Raw genomic sequence first — 15,708 nt, forward strand, 5'->3', positions numbered from 1 at the left:
AGCTAACGGTTCCCGCTATCAGGGTCCGTAGGGGACTTTCACCCCCAAGTCATCCGGCCAACCACCACGGCGGACCGGATAGCGCCTAATTGGCGCTGCGCGCCATGCCTGGCGCACCATAAAAAAAACCCCGGCCATGCTTGGCCGGGGTAGTAGTAACTCCTCCGTAATCCTTCTTCACGAACCTCCAGTTCGTGCATCCCTGGTCTTGCAAGCGTTCCGTGCTTGCTCCTGCTCCTTAGGTTTTGTACGAAAAGTTGGCTCGCAAGCAACGGCCGATGCACGCCACGCATACCATCGCCTTAAAGCTACTTGCCAGCTTTTCATAGCGTGTGGCGATGCGGCGACATTCTTTAAGCCAACCAAAGCAGCGTTCTATCGCATTCCGTTGCCGATATTTGGGTTTGTCGAACCGCCTGGGTAGCCCAGGCCGGGTTCTTCGGTGCATGTTGCGCTGAGCAATCACGGATTTCATGCCGTGCCTGTCGCAATAATGACGCAGCTCATCGCTGTCGTATCCTTTATCAGCCACCATATAGCGACTACGTTTGCGAGGACGCCCGACGCCACCTGGTAGATGGATGCTCTCTAATGTCGCAACGAAGTGCCGAGAATCTGCCTCTTGACCAGGAGACAGCGTGAACGCCAGTGGCCAGCCATGACGATCACAAACCAAATGAATTTTGGTTGTTAAACCGCCGCGGCTACGGCCGAGCGCGTGGTCTAACGGTTCTTTCGAGCCCCCTTTTTACCGCCTCCAGCGGCAGCGCGTGTGGCTCGCACGGAAGTGGCATCGATCATCCACGTGTCTAGGTCCATAAGCCCATCTTCACGTAATTTGAGCTGCAAGCGAGAAAGTACCGCTTCAAAGGTGCCGTCATCACGCCACTTGCGGAACCGGTCATAAACCGTCGACCAAGGACCATATCGCTCGGGTAAATCACGCCATTTGGCGCCAGAACACAGCACCCAGAAGATACCATTGAGCATTTTTCGGTCATCCCGCCTGGGCCTGCCCATGGTTTGAGGAGGCGCCACGATATCTTCAATCTGTGCCCAGCCGTCATCAGAGATCTCGTAACGTCCGACCATTTTTTTCCCCTATGCTGCTTTTGCATAGGTAAAATTAGCAGATAAGGCTTTTCGTACAAAACCTAACACCTCTCCTTGTGTTACTGCCCACCTTGAACCTTATATGTGTCAAATACATTAACCCGAGATAGAAATAGCAGCACTTTGATTAATTTTTTTGGTCTGTGCATTTTCAAGGGCTGCGCTGAACCACGCACGCGGATAAAAATGTGCGAAACCGCTAGCCAGCAGCTAGGCTTAAGGCACACTTATTTCTCAGAGGAAGAGAACATGCCGTCTACCACTACCATCGTTGTTGTCGTTGTTGTGATTGCTGTGGCAATTTTTGGCTTTAGCGGTGGGCTACCGTTTTAAAAGTTACCGTTTTAAAGTCAGTAGCTTTACTAACGCGAACGACGCCTTTTCATTCGGTACATTTTCACATCTGCATAATTCAGTAGCGTATCAGCATCTTTGCCGTCTTCTGGGTAGGTGGCCACACCCACACTGCAAGACGGCATGCCGATATCCCGCATATCCGCCCCTGCTACCTCTGCCGCGAGCGGTTCAGAGAGCACCTCCAGTATTTGGGCAGCTTTTTCGATGGCGGCCTCTTTAGAGTGAACGTCGGTTAATATCACCGTAAATTCATCGCCCCCCATACGTGCCACCGTATCAGTCTCACGCACGCAGCCACTCAAACGGCGAGCTACCTCGCAAAGCACCGCATCTCCCACCGCGTGGCCATGCACATCGTTAATTCGTTTGAAGTCGTTTACATCTAAAAACAGCAGCGCAAAACGGTTTTGATAGCGCTTTGCCGTACTTAACGCCGCCTCCAAACGACCGTAAAACAATGAACGATTGGTCAGTTTGGTGAGCGGATCGTGATGTGCAAGAAAGCGCAGGTCGTCTTCCGCTTGCACCTGAGCGGTTACATCTCGAGCAACGCCAATTCTCACCTGCTCTTCATCCGACCAACGGGCCGACCAAAGCACATGCACCACGCTGCCGTTCTTATGTAGGTAGCGGTTACGAAAATCGAGATGGGGCTGCCCATTCATCACCCGCCTAATGGAGGCTTTGGTTATAGCCAAATCTTCCGGGTGCATATAGTGAGTAATTAGCGTGCCTACCAGCTCATCGGCACGGTAACCCAGCAGCGATTCGCAGGCATCGCTGACAAAAAGAATCTTATGATCCGCATCCACGACGAACACAGCGTCGAGCATCAAATGAATCAGCTTAGGATAAAGCGCCTGCAAATCAACGGACATGGGCAGCCTAGTCGGGTGACTTTTCTCGAGTATAGACGGATCGTGGGTTGTCAGGGCAACTCTTGTGTCGGTGGAGGAGGCATTCTGCACGCTAAGGCATGAGCGCTGTTTGTTTATTCGCGAAAATCTCGGACACAAAAAAGCCCGCTGATTGCTCAGCGGGCTTTTTTAAATTCTGTGGCGGAGAGGGAGGGATTCGAACCCTCGAAGCCTTTCGACTTACACACTTTCCAGGCGTGCTCCTTCGACCACTCGGACACCTCTCCACATTTTAGCTCTGCTGTTAGGCGCTGCCTTTCTCAACAGAACGGCGCATATTCTATGGTCTAAGCCGTGAAATAGCAAGCCTTTTTCCTGCTTAGCTTTTGCCTACTTAGGCGTTTGGCAGCACAGCGTAGCGGCCTATGGCTTCTAGGCAGAGCGAATCTCCGCAATAGAGCTGATGGGTTAGCTCGATGCTGCCCTTACCTCGCTCACTGAGTTTAGCAGCAAGCTGTGCAGGGCCATCCGGATGGCTAGGGGCACAAGTCATGCGATAATCACCCGTGACCGGGGCAAGAAAGCGTTGGCTGGCTTCAGCAACCACCACATCCTGCGCCCTGCCCTGCTGGCGAAGCCAGAGAGTGACCCAGCACCAGCCTTGTAGCGTGGCTTGTGCGCTCAGCGCGCCGCCAAAGCCGGTGCCTTTGTCGTTGAGGTTAGGTGTGAGCGCCAGTTGCCACGTGAGCGCGCCGCTGGCTTGGCTCATGCGGGTAATGCCAAGTGCCTCCACCATGGGAATGGCCGCTTCCAGCCAGTGCTGAAAGGCGACTAGGTCCTCCTCGCCTTCCGGTAGCGGTAAGCGGGGATGTGGAATGCCGGGTTGGCGGGGCTGACTCATGGCGACCTCCTTGGCATTACAGGGGCGTAGATTTAATCCCAGCGCTCGACAAAATCCGCGCTATTGTGGGTTGCCACTGGCTTGTGGCGACCCGCTAGGCTGCCCAAATAGATAAAGGCAACGACTTCGTCATCTTCATCCAGACCCAGGCCTTTGCGCACCACGGGATCAAACGCGTATTTTCCGCTGCGCCACATGGCTCCTAGACCTAGCGCGTGGGCCGCCAGCAAAATGCCGTGAGCGGCACAACCTGCTGAAATCACCTGCTCAATTTTCGGTACTTTGGGAAGGTCCGGCGTCACCTTGGCAATCACCGCGATAATCATCGGTGCGCGCAGGGGCTTTTTGCGCGCGGAGTTTAGCGTGTCGTCACTGGCGTGGGGGTCTTCCTGAAATTCGGCTTCAGCAAACAGCTCGCCCAGGCGCTCCCGGCCTTCGCCGGAGAACTCGATAAAGCGCCACGGGCGCAGCTCTTTGTGATCAGGGGCACGCAGGGCCGCTTGGTATATGGCGCTAAGCTGGTCGGCGCTGGGGGCAGGCTCGGTGAGCTTGCCCATGGAGCTACGTTCGTGAAGCAGCGTGAGGGCGTCCATGATAACTTCTTCTCCATTAAAGGTGAGCGTTACTGCCGGGCAAGGCGCAGCGGGCTGGGGGGTGTCAGCCCTGGGGTGGCTCGCCAGGGGCTGATATCTAGGCCGCCACGGCGCACGTAGCGGGCCAATACCAGCAGCTCTTCTGGCTTCGCTTGCTGCATCAAGTCCGTAAAAATATGTTCGACGCAGTGCTCGTGAAAATCCTGGTGCTGGCGGTAGCCAATTAGGTAGCGCAGTAGCCCTTCTCGGTCGAGCTTGGGGCCTTTATAGCGAATCAAGACGCTTCCCCAATCCGGCTGACCGGTCACCGGGCAGTTGGATTTTAGCAGATGCGAATGCAGCGTCTCTTCGACGATCTCATCACTGGCAGTAAGGTGCGTGGCACTTGGCGTGTAGTCGCTCACCTCGATATCCAGGTCGTCTAAGCACTCCCCCGGCAGGCGCTGAGGGGCCAGTTCACTATCGTCCACCCCCAGCAGCTTAACGCTTACGCTGGCACCGGCAGCGCTGCTGAGGTCACGCACTAGCGTCTCTTCTACCTTAGCTTGGCTGGCAAAGCGGGTTTGGTTGAGGCTGTTGAGATAGAGCTTCCAGGATTTGGACTCAATCAGATGGGGCGAGCTTGCTGGCAGACGGAAGCGTGCCACGGCGACAATCGGCTTGCCGCGGCCATTGAGCCAGGAGACTTCAAACGCGTGCCACTCATCTTCGCCAACAAACGGCAGTGCGCCCTCTTCAATGCCCAGCGGCGCACGATTGGCCGCACGGGGAATGGGGTACAGCAACCCTGCATCGTACTGCTCGGGGTAAGCAGAATCACGCCCCAAGGGCGCATGTTCTAAGGTATCGGGGCGGTGTACCATGAAAACTCTCTTAGTCGTGCCATCTTATAAGGGTATTTCAATCAAGGCTGTGAAGGCGACCCTAGCTACGTATGCCTTTGCCACGCTCTAGCATGGTCAGCGCCACCACAAACAGTACGACGATAAAAGCAAAAATAGCGGCCAATGCCCAGCCTACCGGAATATCAGAAACACCTAAAAAGCCGTAACGGAAGACATTCACCATATACAGAATCGGGTTGAGCATCGAGACACCCTGCCAGAAATCCGGCAGCATCGAAATCGAATAGAACACCCCGCCTAAATAGGTGAGCGGCGTCAGAATAAACGTTGGCACGATGGAGATATCATCAAACTTGTTCGCCAGCAGCGCGTTAATAAAGCCACCAATGGAGAATAGCGCCGAGGTGAGCACCACCACTAATACGGTAAGCAGCGGATGCTCAACCGTTAAGCGGGTAAAGAACAGCGACACCAGCGTCACGATCAGCCCCACACCCAAGCCACGAGCCATTCCGCCCAAAATAAAGCCCGAAAGAATGACACCATTCGGCATCGGCGACACCATCATCTCTTCAATGGAGCGCTGAAACTTATTGGAAAAGAAGCTAGAGGCCACGTTGGAGTAGCTGTTGGTGATCACCGACATCATGATCAGCCCTGGCACAATGAAATCCATATAGCTGAAGCCATCCATCTCACCAATGCGCGAGCCGATCAGGCTGCCGAAAATGATGAAGTACATGGCCATGGTGATCGACGGTGGCAGCAGGGTTTGCGGCCAGATTCGGGTGAAGCGCTTGATCTCTTTAAGCACTAGCGTCCATAAAGCCACGAGGGTTTGCATTGCATTCATACGCGGGCCTCCTGCTTTTCACGCTGGTCGATGGCCTGCTGACTGCTCTCTACCATGGAAACAAACATCTCCTCTAAGCGGTTGGCACGGTTACGCATCGAGACGACCTGAATGCCCTGCGCGCTTAACGCACTGAACACATCGTTCAACTGCTGGCCACGATGAATCACTAGCGCCAGCTGGGAGGGCTCGATTTGCTGCAGCTCAAAGCCTTCAATGGTGGGCACTTGCTCCACCGGCTCGGCGAGATCCAGTAGGAAGGTTTCGGTGTCCAGTTCCGCCAGCAGCTCGCGCACGCTGGTGTTCCGCACAATTTCGCCATGGTTGATGATGGCGATATTGCGGCACAGGCTCTCGGCTTCTTCGAGGTAGTGCGTGGTCAGAATGATCGTGGTGCCTTCATCACGGTTAATGCGGCGCATGTACTCCCACATGCTGCGGCGCAGTTCGATATCGACCCCGGCAGTGGGCTCGTCGAGAATCAGCAACTTGGGTCGGTGCATCAAGGCACGCGCAATCATTAGGCGGCGCTTCATACCTCCTGAGAGCATTCGCGCACTGCCGTTGCGCTTTTCCCACAGCCCTAAATCGGTCAGCAGCTGCTTGGCGCGAGGCAACGCTTCGCTGCGCTTCATGCCGTAGTAACCTGCCTGGGCCAGCACGATATCCAGCACTTTCTCAAACTGGTTGAAGTTAAATTCCTGCGGCACCACGCCGAGCTGATATTTCGCTTTGGCGAAGTCTTTATCAATGTCGATTCCAAAAATCGACACTTTACCCGCCGTTTTCTGTACCAGCGAGCAAACGACGCCAAGGGTGGTGGACTTTCCTGCGCCGTTGGGGCCCAACAGCGCAAAAAAATCGCCCTGCTGGACGTCTAAATCGATACCTTTTAACGCTTGGAAGCCGTTGCCATACACCTTGGTAAGGCCACGGATCGACAATGCCGGTTCGGCCATGAATATGTCCTGTCAGCAAGTGGGGAGCAAAAAGAGCTAGAAGGGAGGATATCGGGGCATGCATATATTTTTTCAAGTTTGCAGCTTATAACCTCTGAACCACCACTTCCATGCCCCTGATTTTTCTCTATTTAGCACTACATTAGGTGATACTTTGCCACGCTATTGCTGCGATAGCGCCTAGATTAATACTTTAGTATCAGCCTAGCGCCCGCCTGCCCAGGCAGCGGCACTTCAAGGGAACATGCTGACCATATAAGCGAGCCTAACCGATAGGGACGCTGATCTTCCAAACCATTCTGGATAATACGCAGCAAACCGGCAGTGGCTTTTGCGCAGGTCAGCAATGGTGCCGCCTTGGTAGATACCACCAAGCAGCGTATGCAGGATATTGATCAGCGAATTCAGCGCGTAAACGACCTGTTCTCAGACATTACCGCCGCCACCCACGAGCAAACCCGTGGCCCGTGGCATTGAGCAAATTAATGTGGCCATCGCCCAGTTAGATCAGGCGGCCCAAGACAACGCCTCAATGGTGCAGCAAACAGCCACCGCCGCCCAAACGGCACGCACACAAAAACGCCGCTTGATCAGCGGCAAATGGCAATAACTAGATTGGGGATCAAGCAGAACTTTAGAAAGGGGGTTTGCATGGAGCGGGAAAAGAGATTCGAACTCTCGACCCTCGCCTTGGCAAGGCGATGCTCTACCACTGAGCTATTCCCGCAACGCAAACAATACAGCGATACTTCATAAAGTGAGTGGCGTCCCATAAGGGGTTCGAACCCTTGTTACCGCCGTGAAAGGGCGGTGTCCTAGACCACTAGACGAATGGGACGTGCTGGAGCGGGAAAAGAGATTCGAACTCTCGACCCTCGCCTTGGCAAGGCGATGCTCTACCACTGAGCTATTCCCGCTTAACAAGCTATCACTCTACAAACTACTCACCATCGGAATGGCGTCCCATAAGGGGTTCGAACCCTTGTTACCGCCGTGAAAGGGCGGTGTCCTAGACCACTAGACGAATGGGACGTACTGGAGCGGGAAAAGAGATTCGAACTCTCGACCCTCGCCTTGGCAAGGCGATGCTCTACCACTGAGCTATTCCCGCAATTCCGATACCTTAACGATTTAAGTGGCGTCCCATAAGGGGTTCGAACCCTTGTTACCGCCGTGAAAGGGCGGTGTCCTAGACCACTAGACGAATGGGACGTTTCATTGCCTCGTCGAGGTGGCGCGTATGTTACCCAGACCTCATCTAGCTGTCAAGCACTCTGATATAGAAACGTTTATTGCCCCCTTGCCTGCATGGCAACACCCAGGTGCCGCCTGCAGAATACGCCCCCACTCTAGCGATGCGTCTAGGCGATGCGCAAACCTAGTGCCAGAGCACGCCTTTTAGGTTAATTATCGCCTCATTGCGGTGCACGCATGGCTACTCTGCCCGCGTCTCAGGCACTTCTTTCCTATAGCGCTCCCCTATCGCGCTCCTTATATACCTCATCGGCACGCTGCTAAGGCCTCACCGCAGGCCTGAAAAGTAACGACAAACCGCTAAAAATCTTTCATTTAAAATAAAATCGATTTTTTGGCACACCCCTTGCAACTTCATTGGTGATCAAACGGCGTGACTGATCCGCTAACTCTCGTTTCTCCTGACGGCTTGAGGTGCCCAATGTCCTTTACCCGACGCAAGTTTCTTACCACCGCTGCATTGACCTCCACGGCTGGCTTGGTGCTTGGCGCACCCAGCGTGGCCGCCGCTCAATCCGCCGAGCGCTTCAACTGGCGCATGACCAACGCCTACAGCCCCGGCTCGCCCTTCTATGTCGAAGGTCCCGGCAGCCCCACCGATGTGATCGCCAAAATCAATGCCATGTCTGGCGGGCGCTTGAACATTCAACACTTTTCCGCGGGCGAACTGATTCCTGCCCTGGAAGGCTTCGAAGCCGTACAAAGCGGCACCATTCAAATGAATGCGGCCAACAGCTACTTCTGGTCGGGAACCACGTTCGCTGCCCAGTACTTCACCACCGTGCCCTTCGGCATGAGCTTTATGGGCCACATGGCTTGGCTCTACCACGGCGGCGGTTTAGAACTGTGGGAAGAAGTCTATGCGCCCTACGGCATGATCGCCCTGCCGCTCAACAACACCGGCGTGCAGATGACCGGCTGGTTCCGTGAGCCGATTGAAGACATCGGCCAATTGAACGGCCTACGCATGCGCGTACCTGGCCTGGCAGGCAAGGTGTACTCAGCCCTGGGTGTCGATGCCCGCGTACTGCCCGGCGGTGAAATTTTCCCAGCCCTGGAGCGTGGCGTGATCGACGCCGCTGAATTCGTTGGCCCCTACCAGGACCGCCGTATGGGGCTGCAAAATGCGGCCAAGTTCTACCACACCACCGGCTGGCACGAACCTTCCACCACCGGCGAGCTGCTGATTTCCAAGCAGCACTGGGACGAACTGCCTGATGACTTGAAGATGATCGTGAAGAGCGCCTGTATGGCAGCTTGCCTGGAAAGCGTGACGTGGTCAGAAGCGGTGAACGGCGAAGCGATGACCGACCTTGTTGATAACCACGGCGTGACTGCCAGCATGCTTCCGGAACCCGTAGTGAACGCCCTGCGCGAAGCCACTATGGATACGCTCGCCACCGAAGCCAACGCCGACCCACTAGTGCGCAAAGTACATGATAGCTACATGGCCTTTAAGGCCAACCATGACCGCTGGGCAGGCGCCAGCGAACGTGCCTGGTTAAACGACATTATTGGGGTGTGATATGCAAGCCGTGGAACGTGTTGTCCACGGGATCGAGGCGGTGGTCCGGCTGTTTGGCTGGATCGCCGCTTGGACCTGCGTGGTACTAGTGGCCCTGGTCGCGGGCGATGTGGTGATGCGCTACTTTTTCAGCATTGGCGCCGTATGGCTTCAAGAGCTGCAGTGGCACTTAATCTCCCCCATTGCTCTGTTTGGTATGTCGTATCTGCTGTTTATGGGCGAACAAGTGCGGGTCGACGTGTTTTATGAGCGCTTCCCAGTGGCGCTACAGCGGGCAATTGAAGTGATTGGCGGCCTGCTGCTGCTCGCTATGGGGCTGTATATCGCTTGGCTCACTCTGCCCTGGGTGGAACAGTCCTACCTACGTAACGAAGCTTCTCCCAACCCTGGCGGCCTGCCACTTCGTTGGGTGCTCAAAGCTCTGATCCCCTTTGGCTTTCTCTTATTGGCAATGCAGGGCCTCGCCCACGCGCTGCGCCAAGGGTTTGCCCTATCAAGCCGAGGTGAATAACGCATGTCTCCTAATGAGTGGCTCGCGATCGGTATGATCGCCGCCTTTTTTGTGCTGCTTATCATTGGTATACCGGTGGCCATCAGCATTGCCGTCACCGCCTTTGTGTTTGGCTATTTGGGCTTTGGCCCAATGCTGTTCAACCTGTTGCCGTCACGCATTTATGGGGTAGTGACGAACTACACCTTTATGGCGATACCGCTATTCGTATTTATGGGGGTCATGCTAGAGAAGTCGAAACTGGCCGAAGAATTGATCGATGTGATTGGCCACCTGTTCGGCGGGATTTCCGGCGGTATGGGCGTGGCGATTATTTTCGTGGGTGTACTGTTAGGCGCGGCCACCGGTATCGTGGGCGCCACCATTGTCACACTTGGCCTGCTCACCCTGCCCACCCTGCTGCGCCGCGGCTATCCCAAAACCTTGGCCACCGGCATGATCTGCGCATCAGGTACGCTTGGGCAAATTATCCCACCTAGTTTGGTACTGATTCTCTTAGCAGAAATCCTCGGCGAATCTGTTGGTACTATGTTTGCCGCCGCGATGGTGCCTGGCTTGGCGCTGGCAGGCATCTACATCGTGGCAATTTTAGTGGTAGCCCAACTCTACCCTGGCATGATGCCGCCCATTCCCGCTGAAGAGCGGGCCCAGCTCAGCAAGAAACGGCTGCTGTATAAAGTGGTCACCGTGGTCGGCCCACCGGTAGGACTAGTATTTGCGGTCTTGGGCTCCATCATTGGCGGTATTGCCGCCCCAACCGAAGCTGCGGCGATGGGCGCGCTAGGGGCGCTGGTGTTTGTTGCCTGCTCGGGCCGCTTAACCGTATCGCTGTTAAGCGAAGTGGCCAAAGCCACCTTGGTGATCTCCGCCATGGTGTTCTTTATTTTGATCAGCGCTCAAGTGTTCGGGCTCGCGTTCCGGGGCTTGGGTGGCGAGCACTTGGTCGCACGGATGTTTGAGTGGGTGCCCGGTGGAGAAGTCAGCGCCCTGCTATTCATGCTGCTGCTGATGTTTGTACTTGGCTTTTTCTTAGAGTGGATTGAGATTAGCTATATCGCCCTGCCGCTCTTTTTACCCTTCTTCGTGCAGATGGGCGTGGATATGGTGTGGCTGGGCATTTTGGTGGGGCTGGTGCTACAAACGTCGTTTCTTACTCCACCGTTTGGCTGGTCGCTGTTTTTCTTGAAAGGCGTGGCGCCTAAAGAAGTCTCCACCCTAGATATCTACAAAGGGGCGCTGCCGTTTATCGGGCTACAGTTTTTAGCCGTGGCGCTGGTGTTTATCTTTCCAAGCATTGCCACGTGGCTGCCTAACGCCATTGGCTGGTAACCACAACCAATAACAAAGGACTTTTCAATGCTCCATACCCAACGTAGTTACGGCGGCAGCTGTGTCGCGCCGCATCATCTTGCCGCGAGCGCCGGTCGCGATGTATTAAAGCAAGGCGGCAATGCCGTCGAAGCCATGGTCGCCGCGGCGGCAGCCATCGCCGTGGTCTACCCGCATATGAATGCCTTGGGGGGCGATGGCTTTTGGCTGATTCACGAGCCGGGCAAAGCGCCGGTGGCCATTGATGCCTGCGGGCCCGCCGCACAGCTCGCCAACCGTGATTTTTATTCAGGTGAGTCGCAGATCCCGGAACGTGGGCCAAAAGCCACGCTGACCATGGCGGGCACTATTAGCGGCTGGCAGGAAGCGCTCAACGTAGCGGCGGGCTGGGGAAGCGCGCTACCGTTGCCCACGCTGCTGGCCGATGCCATTCGCCATGCCGATGAGGGCATTGCTGTTTCTCAAAGCCAGGAAACGCTCACTGCAAAACACCTAGAACGCCTGAGCCAAAGCCCCGGCTTTAGCGATGCGCTGCTGCTTAGCGGCCAAGTTCCCCGTGAAGGCGAGCGCCTGCGCCAGCCGCGCTTGGCCAATACGTTAAAGCGCTTGGCCAGTGCCGGGCTGGATGATTTCTACCGTGGCGAGCTTGCCGCCAGCATGGCGAAGGATTTAGAGGCGCTAGGCAGCCCCCTGCGCCTAGACGATTTTCACGCTTACCGCGCTCAGCAAGTCACACCGCTGCACGTACAACTCAATGACGCTACGCTGTATAACCTGCCCGCACCGACGCAAGGCATGGCGTCGCTGATGATTTTGGGCATTTACGAGCGTATTAAAGCCGCCGAACCCAACGGCTTTGACCACCTGCACGGGCTAATTGAAGCCACCAAACGCGCCTTTATGCTGCGCGACCGTTATGTCACCGACCCATACCGAGTGCCCACGCCGCTACAGGAGCTGCTCAGCGAAGAGCGTATTGGTGCAGAAGCCGCCGAAATTAACCCTGCCCAGGCGCTGCCTTGGCCCTATGAACCCGCGCCCGGCGATACTATTTGGATGGGCACCGTCGACAGCGAAGGCCGCTCGGTGAGCTTTATTCAGAGCATCTACTGGGAGTTTGGTAGCGGCGTGGTGCTGCCTGAAAGCGGCGTGCTGTGGCAAAACCGAGGCATTAGCTTTTCTCTCAACCCAGACGATTTACGCGGCTTAGCCCCTGGTCGCAAACCCTTCCATACGCTTAACCCGGCGCTGGCGCTGTTTAACGATGGACGCACCATGGTGTACGGCACCATGGGCGGCGAAGGCCAGCCGCAAACCCAGGCAGCGGTGTTCTCACGCTACGCGCTGCATGGCATGCCGCTGCAGCAGGCAGTTACCGCCCCGCGTTGGTTGCTAGGCCGCACCTGGGGCGAATCGAGTACCAATCTCAAGCTGGAAAAACGCTTCGATGATGAGCTGGTCGCGGCGCTGGCCACGGCGGGCCACGATGTCGAGGTTTTGCCCGACGCCTTCAGCGACACCATGGGCCACGCGGGCGGCATCGTGCGCCACCCAGACGGGCTGATCGAGAGCGCTCACGACCCACGCAGCAACGGCGGTGCCGCTAGCGTATAAAGCCCACTGGCGAATTTGGCGAGTTTCGCACATGCTGAACTTGGGCAGGCAGCCTATTGTCATTAGCCATAAGAAGGCCTAACGGTGATAGGCTAGTCTGCCAAGTAAGCCTCTGATTAACGGTAACCAGAGGGAGAGGAGACCCCCATGGCGAAAATAGAAAAATCCCCCGACGAATGGCGCAAGCAGCTCACCCCAGAGCAGTACCGGGTCGCACGGGAGAAAGGCACCGAACGGCCGTTTACCGGTGACTACCAAGTGAGCGATGCCCAAGGTATCTATCACTGTGTTTGCTGCCATGCACCGCTATTTGAAAACGAGCACAAATTCGATGCGGGCTGCGGCTGGCCAAGCTTTGACCGGCCGCTAGGAACGCGCTGCGTCGAGGAGCACCGCGACACCTCCCACGGCATGATTCGCACCGAAGTGGTCTGCTCTCACTGCGATGCCCACCTAGGCCACGTATTTCCCGATGGGCCGCCCGAGACCACCGGCTTGCGCTACTGTATCAACTCCGTCTCGTTAGAGTTTCACCCTGACGAGTAACCACTGAAAGGAAGCACGGCAAGGCGGGCACCATCTGCTAGAATGGTCGCCCGCTTTTTTTATGCTTGTATTTTTGTGCTTGTAGGAGAAACCCATGCTCGGCTGGTTCCCCGGACATATGAATAAGGCCCGCCGCCAGATCAAGGACGCGCTGCCAGAAATCGATGTGGTCATCGAGGTGCTCGATGCGCGCCTGCCCTACTCCAGCGCAAATCCCATGCTGGCCGAGCTGACCCGCCATAAGCCGGTGCTGAAAATTCTTTCCCGCGCCGACTTGGCCGACCCCGTTCGTACCGACGAGTGGGTGGCCTTTTTTGACGCCCAGGCAGACACTCGCGCCCTGGCGATTACCACCACCAATACCCGCGAGCTTAAGAAGATCCCCAAGCTCTGCCACGAACTGGCGGGAGCGGTGCGTGCCGACCGCGACGTGCGCGTGATGGTGATGGGCATCCCTAACGTAGGCAAATCGACGCTGATTAACGGCCTAGCCGGGCGCAAAATTGCCAAAACCGGCAACGAGCCGGCGGTCACCAAGCGCCAGCAAAAAGTACGCATTGATGGTCGAGTAGCGCTCATCGACACCCCTGGGGTGCTCTGGCCCAAAATCGAAGACCAAGCCAGCGCCTACCGCTTGGCGGCCAGCGGCGCAATTCGCGATACCGCCATCGAGTATACCGACGTGGCCATAGTTGCCTGCGCGGAGCTTGCCAAACGCTACCCCGCCGAGCTAACCGCCCGCTACAAGCTGAAAGCGCTGCCCACCTACGAAGCCCCCGTGGTGGAGGAGGTCGACGCCGACGGCCCGAAGAAGCCTGATTTCCTTGCTATTGCCGGGTATGACGGCCACGCCATTCTCAAAGAAATCGCCGGAAAGCGCGGCGGCCTGCGCCCTGGCGGCGAAGTAGACCTGCACCGCGGCGCGGAAGTACTGCTGCATGAGTTACGCGATGGCAAGCTTGGCCGCGTCACGCTGGAAACCCCGGCAGATATTCCGCCGCCGCCAGCGCAAAACGACCAAGACAGCCCGGCCTCATCCGACGCATAATGAGCCACACGTCAAACACTTCCACGGCACTGGACACTTTTGGATAACGCACCCCATGGACACCCCACAGCCTAGAGAATCACACACGCTGAAAAAATCACACAAGCTGCACAACGTTTGCTACGACATTCGTGGCCCGGTACTCGACCACGCCAAGCGCCTGGAAGAGGAAGGCCAGCGAATCTTGAAGCTCAACATTGGCAACCCGGCACCGTTTGGCTTCGAAGCGCCGGAAGAGATTTTGCAGGACGTGATGCGCAACCTGCCCACCGCCCAGGGCTACTGTGATTCCAAAGGCCTCTACTCCGCCCGCAAGGCGATTATGCAGGAGTGCCAACGTAAGCAGATTCCTGGGGTGGGTATCGAAGATATCTATATTGGTAATGGCGTTTCCGAGCTAATCGTCATGGCCATGCAAGCGCTGCTAAACGATGGCGATGAAGTGCTGATCCCCGCCCCGGACTACCCGCTATGGACCGCAGCCGCTCACCTTTCCGGCGGCCACGGCGTGCATTATCTGTGCGACGAGCAAGCCGACTGGGCACCGGATATCGCCGATATTCGCGCAAAAGTCACCAGCCGCACCCGCGCCATTGTGATTATCAACCCCAATAACCCCACCGGTGCGGTCTACCCGCCGGAAGTGGTGCGGGAAGTGTTGGATATCGCCCAAGAGCACAATCTGGTGGTGTTCTCCGATGAGATCTACGACAAGATTCTCTATGACGGCGTTGAGCACACCTCTACCGGCGCGCTGGCCGACGATGACCAGCTGGTGATCACCATGAACGGGCTATCTAAAAGCTACCGCTGCGCGGGCTTTCGCTCTGGCTGGATGAGCATTTCCGGCACATTGGCCAAACAGCGGGCGCAGGACTTCATTCAAGGTCTTACTATGCTGGCCTCAATGCGGCTATGCGCCAACGTTCCTGCCCAGCACGCCATTCAAACGGCGCTAGGCGGTTATCAGTCGATCAACGATTTAATTCTGCCGGGCGGGCGTTTGCTGGCCCAGCGCGACATTACCGTTGAGAAGCTCAACGCAATTCCTGGGGTCTCCTGTGTAACACCCAAAGGCGCGCTCTACGCCTTCCCGCGTTTAGACCCCAAAGTGTTCAACATCAAAGATGACCAACAGCTGGTGCTGGATCTGCTGTTGCAGGAAAAAATACTTCTGGTACAAGGCACCGCCTTTAACTGGCCAGAACCTGACCACGTGCGCATTGTCACGCTGCCCTGGGCCGACCAGCTCGGTGACGCGCTTGACCGCTTTGCCAATTTCTTGTCTCGCTATCGCCAGTAGTTATCGACATCAGTGATAGGCACACAACCAGCGACTTGAAACTGACATGAAAAGCACGTATCTAAGCCATCATTCTATTAACACTTGTTATGACCTTGAG

At 56.3% G+C, this 15,708-nt stretch carries 16 protein-coding genes and 7 tRNA genes; 9 read left to right on the forward strand and 14 right to left on the reverse strand.

Annotated elements, in window-relative coordinates:
- Positions 1 to 238: 238 nt before the first annotated feature.
- The 8 genes from L1249_RS04335 to L1249_RS04370 form a co-directional block, all read right to left on the reverse strand.
- A protein-coding gene (locus tag L1249_RS04335; protein ID WP_137095258.1) for an IS5 family transposase occupies positions 239 to 1,092 on the reverse strand; the annotation gives its coding sequence in 2 pieces (ribosomal slippage) (positions 239 to 750 and positions 750 to 1,092; 855 coding nt in all).
- 383 nt (positions 1,093 to 1,475) lie between these two features.
- Positions 1,476 to 2,348 (reverse strand): GGDEF domain-containing protein, encoded by an 873-nt coding sequence (locus tag L1249_RS04340; RefSeq protein ID WP_058576897.1) that lies wholly within the window; start codon positions 2,346 to 2,348, stop codon positions 1,476 to 1,478.
- Between the two features lie 178 nt (positions 2,349 to 2,526).
- Positions 2,527 to 2,614, reverse strand: a tRNA-Ser gene (locus L1249_RS04345).
- Between the two features lie 107 nt (positions 2,615 to 2,721).
- A complete protein-coding gene (locus L1249_RS04350; protein WP_044630779.1) occupies positions 2,722 to 3,228 on the reverse strand; it encodes a YiiD C-terminal domain-containing protein in 507 nt (168 codons plus the stop codon).
- A 32-nt stretch (positions 3,229 to 3,260) separates the two neighbouring features.
- Positions 3,261 to 3,821 carry a nitroreductase family protein gene (locus L1249_RS04355; protein ID WP_044630778.1) on the reverse strand — a complete coding sequence of 187 codons (561 nt, stop codon included), beginning with the start codon at positions 3,819 to 3,821 and terminating at the stop codon, positions 3,261 to 3,263.
- Between the two features lie 29 nt (positions 3,822 to 3,850).
- A complete protein-coding gene (gene queF / locus L1249_RS04360; RefSeq protein ID WP_044630777.1) occupies positions 3,851 to 4,684 on the reverse strand; it encodes an NADPH-dependent 7-cyano-7-deazaguanine reductase QueF in 834 nt (277 codons plus the stop codon).
- Between the two features lie 61 nt (positions 4,685 to 4,745).
- Positions 4,746 to 5,519, reverse strand: coding sequence for an ABC transporter permease (locus L1249_RS04365; protein ID WP_044630776.1), 774 nt, complete (start codon positions 5,517 to 5,519; stop codon positions 4,746 to 4,748).
- Complete coding sequence (locus tag L1249_RS04370; protein ID WP_044630775.1) at positions 5,516 to 6,478, reverse strand: ABC transporter ATP-binding protein; 963 nt, start codon at positions 6,476 to 6,478, stop codon at positions 5,516 to 5,518. Before L1249_RS04370 ends, L1249_RS04365 begins: the two co-directional genes overlap by 4 nt.
- 324 nt (positions 6,479 to 6,802) lie before the next feature.
- On the opposite strand from L1249_RS04370, the gene L1249_RS04375 reads away from it, so the two are divergent.
- Both L1249_RS04375 and L1249_RS04380 read left to right on the forward strand, forming a co-directional pair.
- Positions 6,803 to 6,955 carry a hypothetical protein gene (locus L1249_RS04375; protein WP_228169093.1) on the forward strand — a complete coding sequence of 51 codons (153 nt, stop codon included), beginning with the start codon at positions 6,803 to 6,805 and terminating at the stop codon, positions 6,953 to 6,955.
- Positions 6,939 to 7,088 (forward strand): hypothetical protein, encoded by a 150-nt coding sequence (locus L1249_RS04380; RefSeq protein WP_228169094.1) that lies wholly within the window; start codon positions 6,939 to 6,941, stop codon positions 7,086 to 7,088. The genes L1249_RS04375 and L1249_RS04380 overlap by 17 nt, the downstream gene beginning before the upstream one ends.
- A 42-nt stretch (positions 7,089 to 7,130) precedes the next feature.
- Here L1249_RS04380 and L1249_RS04385 read toward each other — a convergent pair.
- The 6 genes from L1249_RS04385 to L1249_RS04410 form a co-directional block, all read right to left on the reverse strand.
- Positions 7,131 to 7,205 (reverse strand) — tRNA-Gly (locus L1249_RS04385).
- Between the two features lie 35 nt (positions 7,206 to 7,240).
- Positions 7,241 to 7,316, reverse strand: a tRNA-Glu gene (locus L1249_RS04390).
- A 4-nt stretch (positions 7,317 to 7,320) separates the two neighbouring features.
- A tRNA-Gly gene (locus tag L1249_RS04395) sits at positions 7,321 to 7,395 on the reverse strand.
- A gap of 39 nt (positions 7,396 to 7,434) precedes the next feature.
- Positions 7,435 to 7,510 (reverse strand) — tRNA-Glu (locus L1249_RS04400).
- A 4-nt stretch (positions 7,511 to 7,514) separates the two neighbouring features.
- Positions 7,515 to 7,589: transfer RNA gene (locus tag L1249_RS04405), tRNA-Gly, on the reverse strand.
- 25 nt (positions 7,590 to 7,614) lie between these two features.
- Positions 7,615 to 7,690 (reverse strand) — tRNA-Glu (locus tag L1249_RS04410).
- A gap of 463 nt (positions 7,691 to 8,153) precedes the next feature.
- On the opposite strand from L1249_RS04410, the gene L1249_RS04415 reads away from it, so the two are divergent.
- From L1249_RS04415 to L1249_RS04445, 7 genes are all read left to right on the forward strand, one after another.
- Positions 8,154 to 9,257 carry a TRAP transporter substrate-binding protein gene (locus L1249_RS04415; protein ID WP_062373665.1) on the forward strand — a complete coding sequence of 368 codons (1,104 nt, stop codon included), beginning with the start codon at positions 8,154 to 8,156 and terminating at the stop codon, positions 9,255 to 9,257.
- Between the two features lies 1 nt (position 9,258).
- A complete protein-coding gene (locus L1249_RS04420) occupies positions 9,259 to 9,768 on the forward strand; it encodes a TRAP transporter small permease subunit (protein ID WP_062373662.1) in 510 nt (169 codons plus the stop codon).
- A 3-nt stretch (positions 9,769 to 9,771) separates the two neighbouring features.
- Positions 9,772 to 11,097 (forward strand): TRAP transporter large permease, encoded by a 1,326-nt coding sequence (locus tag L1249_RS04425; protein ID WP_062373659.1) that lies wholly within the window; start codon positions 9,772 to 9,774, stop codon positions 11,095 to 11,097.
- A gap of 27 nt (positions 11,098 to 11,124) precedes the next feature.
- Positions 11,125 to 12,711: a gamma-glutamyltransferase family protein gene (locus L1249_RS04430; RefSeq protein WP_062373656.1), complete on the forward strand. Its 1,587-nt coding sequence runs from the start codon at positions 11,125 to 11,127 to the stop codon at positions 12,709 to 12,711.
- A gap of 147 nt (positions 12,712 to 12,858) precedes the next feature.
- Entirely contained in the window at positions 12,859 to 13,257 is a 399-nt protein-coding gene (gene msrB / locus L1249_RS04435; protein ID WP_044627782.1) for a peptide-methionine (R)-S-oxide reductase MsrB, read from the forward strand.
- Between the two features lie 94 nt (positions 13,258 to 13,351).
- Entirely contained in the window at positions 13,352 to 14,305 is a 954-nt protein-coding gene (ylqF, locus tag L1249_RS04440) for a ribosome biogenesis GTPase YlqF (RefSeq protein WP_044627783.1), read from the forward strand.
- Positions 14,306 to 14,360: 55 nt separating this feature from the next.
- Positions 14,361 to 15,608 carry a pyridoxal phosphate-dependent aminotransferase gene (locus L1249_RS04445; protein WP_062359276.1) on the forward strand — a complete coding sequence of 416 codons (1,248 nt, stop codon included), beginning with the start codon at positions 14,361 to 14,363 and terminating at the stop codon, positions 15,606 to 15,608.
- The last annotated feature ends 100 nt before the right edge of the window (positions 15,609 to 15,708 follow it).

This window comes from Halomonas sp. Cn5-12 (assembly GCF_021532545.1).
In the GTDB taxonomy this organism is placed as follows: domain Bacteria; phylum Pseudomonadota; class Gammaproteobacteria; order Pseudomonadales; family Halomonadaceae; genus Vreelandella; species Vreelandella aquamarina.